General features: G+C 71.4%; 1 pseudogene. It reads right to left on the bottom strand.

From position 1 onward, the window contains the following. Positions 1-190, bottom strand: a pseudogene (locus tag AOK03_RS44725) (N-acetylmuramic acid 6-phosphate etherase); the annotation flags it as partial. Positions 191-234: the final 44 nt, after the last annotated feature.

The following is a 234-nucleotide window of genomic DNA, read 5'->3' as shown; positions in this document are numbered from 1 at the left end:
CGGCGACGGCGGCGGCCACGGAGGCGTCCTCACCGTTCATGATCTTCGCGATCTCCTCGGTGGGCAGCCGGTCGATCTCGGAGAGCTCGGGCCGGAACGCCTCGGTGGTGAGGGTGGCGAGCTGGGCGCGGAGCTCTCCGTAGTTGTCGCGCGGCTCGCTCGTGCCGGTCGCGTCGGTGGTCGAGGTCATGGCGTCTGCGGCTCTTTCGTGTGCGGGGGTGGTCGGGGGAGGTC

It is taken from the genome of Streptomyces atriruber (genome assembly GCF_001418325.1).
Classification (GTDB): Bacteria; Actinomycetota; Actinomycetes; order Streptomycetales; family Streptomycetaceae; genus Streptomyces; species Streptomyces atriruber.
The sequence above is the reverse complement of the archived record's forward strand: the minus strand, read 5'-3'. Positions and strand labels throughout refer to the sequence as shown.